6 protein-coding genes are annotated in these 5,604 nt (G+C 46.8%); all 6 read left to right on the top strand.

Translation table 11 applies throughout. The annotated features are described in order from the left end of the window. A partial coding sequence (locus tag Q0369_RS00375; protein ID WP_298094453.1) for an energy transducer TonB occupies positions 1–294 on the top strand: 294 nt, incomplete at its 5' end. A gap of 330 nt (positions 295–624) precedes the next feature. Next, complete coding sequence (locus Q0369_RS00370) at positions 625–1,572, top strand: NAD(P)-binding domain-containing protein (protein WP_298094451.1); 948 nt, start codon at positions 625–627, stop codon at positions 1,570–1,572. Beyond that, complete coding sequence (locus Q0369_RS00365) at positions 1,569–2,810, top strand: methyltransferase (protein ID WP_298094448.1); 1,242 nt, start codon at positions 1,569–1,571, stop codon at positions 2,808–2,810. The genes Q0369_RS00370 and Q0369_RS00365 overlap by 4 nt, the downstream gene beginning before the upstream one ends. Beyond that, entirely contained in the window at positions 2,803–3,162 is a 360-nt protein-coding gene (locus tag Q0369_RS00360; RefSeq protein WP_297903723.1) for a YkgJ family cysteine cluster protein, read from the top strand. Before Q0369_RS00365 ends, Q0369_RS00360 begins: the two co-directional genes overlap by 8 nt. Continuing rightward, a complete protein-coding gene (locus tag Q0369_RS00355; RefSeq protein WP_298094445.1) occupies positions 3,141–4,985 on the top strand; it encodes a hypothetical protein in 1,845 nt (614 codons plus the stop codon). Before Q0369_RS00360 ends, Q0369_RS00355 begins: the two co-directional genes overlap by 22 nt. A gap of 2 nt (positions 4,986–4,987) precedes the next feature. Continuing rightward, positions 4,988–5,604, top strand: a 617-nt coding sequence (locus Q0369_RS00350; RefSeq protein WP_298094443.1) for an indole-3-glycerol phosphate synthase TrpC, incomplete at its 3' end; no start/stop codon positions are given.

The following is a 5,604-nucleotide window of genomic DNA, read 5'->3' as shown; positions in this document are numbered from 1 at the left end:
GATCCTAGCAATAGCGATGTCGGCAAGAAAATTTTCGCCATCATTTCTCGCTACGCGCAGTCACACTATCCTAAAAATGCGCAACGTATGCGTAAAATCGGCGTCGTAGGCGTGCACTTTACCTATACGGCAAGCGGTGATGTTAAAGGTCTTCGCGTTACGTCTTCCTCGAATGTCGATTCGCTTGATGAGGGCGCGTTAAGCGCGGTCGAGCGCACAAAAGGCAGCTTTCCAAAGGTCGAGAAAGATATGGAATTTAACTTTAGCATAAAGTATACACTAAATTTTAACTAGCCTTAAAGATTCTACTAAAAACCCCTGCCTGGGCGGTGAAATTTTAAAATTTGCCGCCCTTACCGTTTTATCTTAGCTCGCAAAATTCCATATTGGCGAAGTAAAATTTTAAATTCGCTGCTTTTGCCGCATGAGCTTTTATAAACGGATTGGCGCCGTGAAATTTAAAATTTAAACGGAGAAAATTATGTCTTTTCAAATTTAGCTAAGCAAGCATCTTAAAGCGTTAAAATTTTAAATTAAAGCTGCGAAATTGCTAGGAAATTCCACTGATTTTAATGGAATTTTTACTATAATTTTGTATGAAATTTAAAAGATTAAAGGAAATTTATGATAGACGTTTACGACTTGGCGGTGATCGGCGGCGGTCCTTGCGGCATCGCTTCCGTAGTAGAAGCCAAAAGAAACGGGCTTGCGCATGTACTTCTGCTCGAAAAAGGCGACAACCACTCTCAAACGATTAGGCAGTTTTACAAAGATAAAAAGCGCGTCGATAAAGAATATAAGGGCTTTGACAGCGAGACGCGCGGCTCTATTTCGTTTGAAACCGGCACGAAAGAGAGCGTGCTAAATTATTTCGACGAGCTCTTAGATAGCGACGAAATCGATACGAATTTCAAAAGCGAGGTCGAAAAGATCGAAAAGCACGCAGATGAGTTTTATATCACGACTAGCTCGGCTGGATACCGCGCGCGCAACGTCATCGTCGCAATTGGCAGGATGGGCAAGCCCAATAAGCCTGTTTATAAAATTCCGCCTTCGATCACGCAACGAGTAAATTTCAATCTTGATAAATGCACGATTAATGAAAAAATTCTAGTCGTCGGAGGTGGTAACTCAGCTGCGGAGTACGCTATAGCGCTATGTAAAACCAATGTCGTGACGCTTTGCTATCGCAAGGCTAAATTTACCCGCCTAAACGAGACGAACGAAAGCGACGTAATGCGCGAGACCAAATACGGCAACATCATCTTGCGTTTAGGCATCGATATAGAGGCTCTTGAGAATGAAAACGGCAAGGTGCTGGTAAAATTTGATGATGGCACCGAGCTAGTATTTGACCGTGTGATATACGCGATCGGCGGCACGAGCCCGATCGATTTTCTTAAAAAATGCGGCATCGCTTACGATGAAAACGGCGTGCCGATCGTGGATGAAAATCTCCAAACCGCCACTAGTGGGCTTTACGTGGGTGGAGATCTCATCAGCAGAAGCGGCGGATCGATCGTGGTGGCGATAAATCACGCTCATACCATCATCAAAAATATCCGTAGATGAGGCTTTATCAGCCAAAAAAGGGTTATCGCTACACGAGCGATACGATTTTTTTGTGGAATTTTATAAGAAGCTCAGGCGTACGTCAAGCTGACGCAGCATCGCAAAATGGCTCTTTAGCGCTGGGCTGTGGCGCGGAATTTAAAGACGCGACAGATAGGAGCTTTAATGCGCAGTTTTGCGCTTCGGATTTCGCAGGCGGTGAGGCGGAATTTTGCGCCGAGGATTGCGCTTTTAGCAAAGAAGAGTCGTATGCCGCTAACCATAGCGTGGGGAATGATCGCGATTTTGGAAGTAAGGGCTGCGCTGAACTTAAGGCGGAATTTAAAAAGGAATTTCAAGCGGAATTTCAGGAGAAATTTCAAAGCGAGCGCTGCAAAAATTCCGATTTCCAAAGCGACGAAGCCCGGCATGCTTTAAAGCCTGATATCGCAAGCGGTAAAAATTTTAAATTTTGTGACGAGCAAATCGCGCAGTCTTTAGAATCTCAAAAGACGCACGATAAAGATTTCGCGAGCAAATTTAAAGACGCCAAAGCGCGCAAGGATTTTACTGCGGAGTGCTTGCGCGACGACTGGTTTGCAGTTTGCGATGAGCGTAGTTTAAAAAGCGCTCTAAATCCGCGAGCGATATACGGCGACGTGCTGGATGTGGGCGCAGGATGTGGAATTTTGGGATTTTTGCTAAAACGCGATTTTGAGAGCATCAATCTAAGTTTGCTAGAAATTCAAGAGCGAAATTTAGAAATCTTAAGGCTAAATTCTTTGCAAAACGATCTGCCTGCCGAGATTTTGCACGCGGATTTCGCGGAGTTTAAAAGCGAGAAACGCTTCGATTTTATCGTCTCAAATCCGCCATTTTATCGCGAGCACATTTCGCTTAGCAAAGAGCTTCACATGGCGTTTAGTAAGAGCGCAGTCAGCCTTAGCCTACGGGATTTTGTGCGATCTGCGAATGCTCATCTTAAGCCTGGCGGTACGCTTATTTTTTGCTACGAGGCGGGCAAGCTAGCTAAAATTTGCGAGCTTTTGGGCGAGTTTAGGCTAAATTTGACGAGGCTTGGTTTTGTCTATCCCGACATTTCAAAGCCCGCTAAGCTCGCGCTTTTGCAGGCTCGTAAGAACTCGCGCTCGCCCTGTGAGATCACCATTCCGATCTATGCTAGTGCGCACGGAAAGCGCACCGCACAAGCCCACGCGATCTACAAAAGCGCGGATCTGACGAGCGTGGATTATGAGTGAGTTTGGCTTTAGCTTCGATGCAAGCGCGTGCGAGCGCTGCGGCGGTAAGTGCTGCACGGGAGAGAGCGGCTACATCTGGATAGATGAGAGTGAGATCGCGGCGCTGGCGGTAAAATTTGAAATTTCGCCTGCAAGGCTTAAAGAAATTTATTTACAAAAAATAGGCGCTAAATTTAGTGTAAAAGAAAAGCCCTTTGAGGGCGGCCTGGCGTGCGTATTTTTTGACGAGACACAGCGCAACTGCGGGATTTATGAGTTGCGTCCGAAGCAGTGCCGAAGCTTTCCGTTTTGGGAATATTTTAAAACGCATACTAAAGAATTGGAGGAAGAATGTATCGGGGTAAGGTTTTAAGTGGAATTTTAATCGCGGCGATGATTTTAGCGCCACAGTATCTAAGTGCGGAGGGTAGGACGAATGCTGCAGTAGCGAAGCAGTCCGTTACGGATAAAAAGGCGTCTGATCGGAATTCCAGCATTGGCACAAAAAACGGTACAAAAGATGCAATTAAAAAGAGCTTGATAAATCGCGGCGTAAGCGCTAAAAGTATAACCAAAGAAAAGCTAAACCACGCGATGCGAGCGCAAGAAGACGCCGAGTTAAATTTCGATTTGCTTACAGCTTTGGAGCTACTGCATAAAGATCCCGTCGCATCGATGTTTTTATACGAAAAGGCATACAATAAAACAGGCTCGTCCGTTTATCTGCTAGAAGCGCTAAAGACTGCTTTTGCGATCAAAGATCGTAAAAATACGGCGCGCTATTTAAAGCTCGGCGAAAAAAGCCTAAACTCAGACTCCGAGTATCTGCGAGTAAAAATTGGCTACTACTTAGGCATTAAAGATAATCTAAATGCCAATACTGCTGCTCTTAAGCTAGTCACCGTAGATCCCGTTTCGCGTAGTTACGCAATCTTAGCGGCGACATATTATGCGATGGAGAATTTTACTTTAGCCAAAACCTACTTTGAAAAAGCCTATGAGCTAGACAAAACCGACGAAAATCTCATCAGATTATGCGACGTGCTGCTAAATAAACTCGATGATTCGGACGGAGCGATCCGCATTATAGAGACGCACAGGCGCATCTACGGCTGCGCCCAGGGTATGGCGTGCGAGCTGCTAGCTGATGTGTATCGCGCGAATAAACGCTATTTGGATGTCGCTAAGATCGATGAAGCGCTGTATGAAGCCAAGGGGGATAATAAATTCTTAGACGATATGATAGCGATTTATTACTACTCAAACGACTTTGATAAAATAATCGAGCTTTTGAAGAAATACGACTACAAGCGCGAGCTTCTAATCGATGCCTACGCGCATAAGAAAGACTATAAAACCGCGATTAAAATGGCACGCGATGAGTTTATGAAGACCAAAAATTACGACTTTTTGGCGATCGAGGCGATCTACGAATATGAAAGTGCGGGCAAAAGCGTGGACGCCAAGACCCTATCTAGTGTAGTGGCAAAATTTGAAAATATCGCGCCGCAACTTAAAGACCCCGTGCACCTAAACTACTACGGCTACATCTTAATAGATCACGATTTGGACGTTCGCAAGGGCATCGAGCTCGTCCGCCGCGCCCTGCAAAAAGACCCCGACTCGCCGTATTATCTGGACTCGCTTGCTTGGGGATACTACAAGCTTGGCGAGTGCGACAAGGCTAAAAATGAAATGGCTAAGATCAAAGACGCAGAATTTTTTAATTCCCCCGAAGGCAAAGAGCATTTGGAGGCGATCGATGCGTGCGCCGCTGGCACAGGCGTAGCGCCGCAGAATTCTATATCGCAAAACCCCGCTACGATAAAAGGCTCCGCGCCGAAAGATCAGGCGCCGCAAAGCCCGGCAATAAAAACTCCTTCGCCTAATTCCATAAAATCTACGGCGCCCGAAAGCTCTGTGTTAGATTCCGCGCGTCCAAGTCCCACCACAACGCAGAATTTGGCGCCAAAAGACTCCGCTTCGCAAAATTCTGCTGGGTCTGCAAATTCCGCGATTCAAAACCAGACACCAAATTCCGCGGCTTCTGAAAATTTTGCGACGCCTATAAATTCCGCCGCGCAGAATTCTGCCTCGTCAAGACAAAATTCCGTATCGAGGCAGGATTTTATGCCAGAGCAAAATTCTACGTCGAAAGAGCCCACCAGCTCTAAAATCCAGACACCAAAGCAGTAGCGATGATTTTAGACGAAATTTTAAAGCGCACTCGCGAGGATCTGGCGCTTCGTAAAGAAAGGCTGCCCGAGGATCTGCTCGGCCGCTCGCTAAGCGCTAATCCCTACGAGCCGCGCGACGTCATAAGCGCGCTTAGAAGCGATGAGAAGGACCCGCTTCGCATCATCGCCGAGATCAAAAAGGCAAGTCCGAGCAAGGGGATTATCCGCGAGGATTTTGAGCCGCTAAGCCTTGCCGTGGAGTACGAAAATGCAGGTGCGAGCGCCTTTTCGGTGCTTACTGAGCCACATTATTTCAGAGGCGATTTGGAGTTTATCCCGCAGATCCGCCGCTACACTCGCACGCCCATTTTGCGCAAGGATTTCATCGTCGATCGCTATCAGATTCTCGAGGCGCTGGTTTACGGCGCGGATTTTATCCTGCTGATCGCCAAAGCTCTGGAAGGCAAACAGCTAAGAGAGCTGCTCGAGTTTGCCCGCAGGCTGGGACTTCAGGCGCTGTGCGAGATCCACGATAAGGACGATCTTAAAAAGGCGATCTTCGCAGGTGCGGGTATTGTCGGTATCAACCATCGAAATTTAGAGACTTTCGAGGTCGATACGAGCCTGAGCGAGCGGCT

The sequence above is a fragment of the uncultured Campylobacter sp. genome (genome assembly GCF_938030685.1).
GTDB lineage: Bacteria > Campylobacterota > Campylobacteria > Campylobacterales > Campylobacteraceae > Campylobacter_B.
Note: the sequence above shows the minus strand (reverse complement) of the source record. Positions and strands in the feature narration are given on the sequence as shown.

Bases quoted from the DNA above. Each gene is read 5' to 3' on its own strand.
- Q0369_RS00365 (WP_298094448.1), top strand. From the start codon at position 1,569: ATGAGGCTTTATCAGCCAAAAAAGGGTTATCGCTACACGAGCGATACG.
- Q0369_RS00355 (WP_298094445.1), top strand. From the start codon at position 3,141: ATGTATCGGGGTAAGGTTTTAAGTGGAATTTTAATCGCGGCGATGATT.
- Q0369_RS00370 (WP_298094451.1), top strand. From the start codon at position 625: ATGATAGACGTTTACGACTTGGCGGTGATCGGCGGCGGTCCTTGCGGC.
- Q0369_RS00360 (WP_297903723.1), top strand. From the start codon at position 2,803: ATGAGTGAGTTTGGCTTTAGCTTCGATGCAAGCGCGTGCGAGCGCTGC.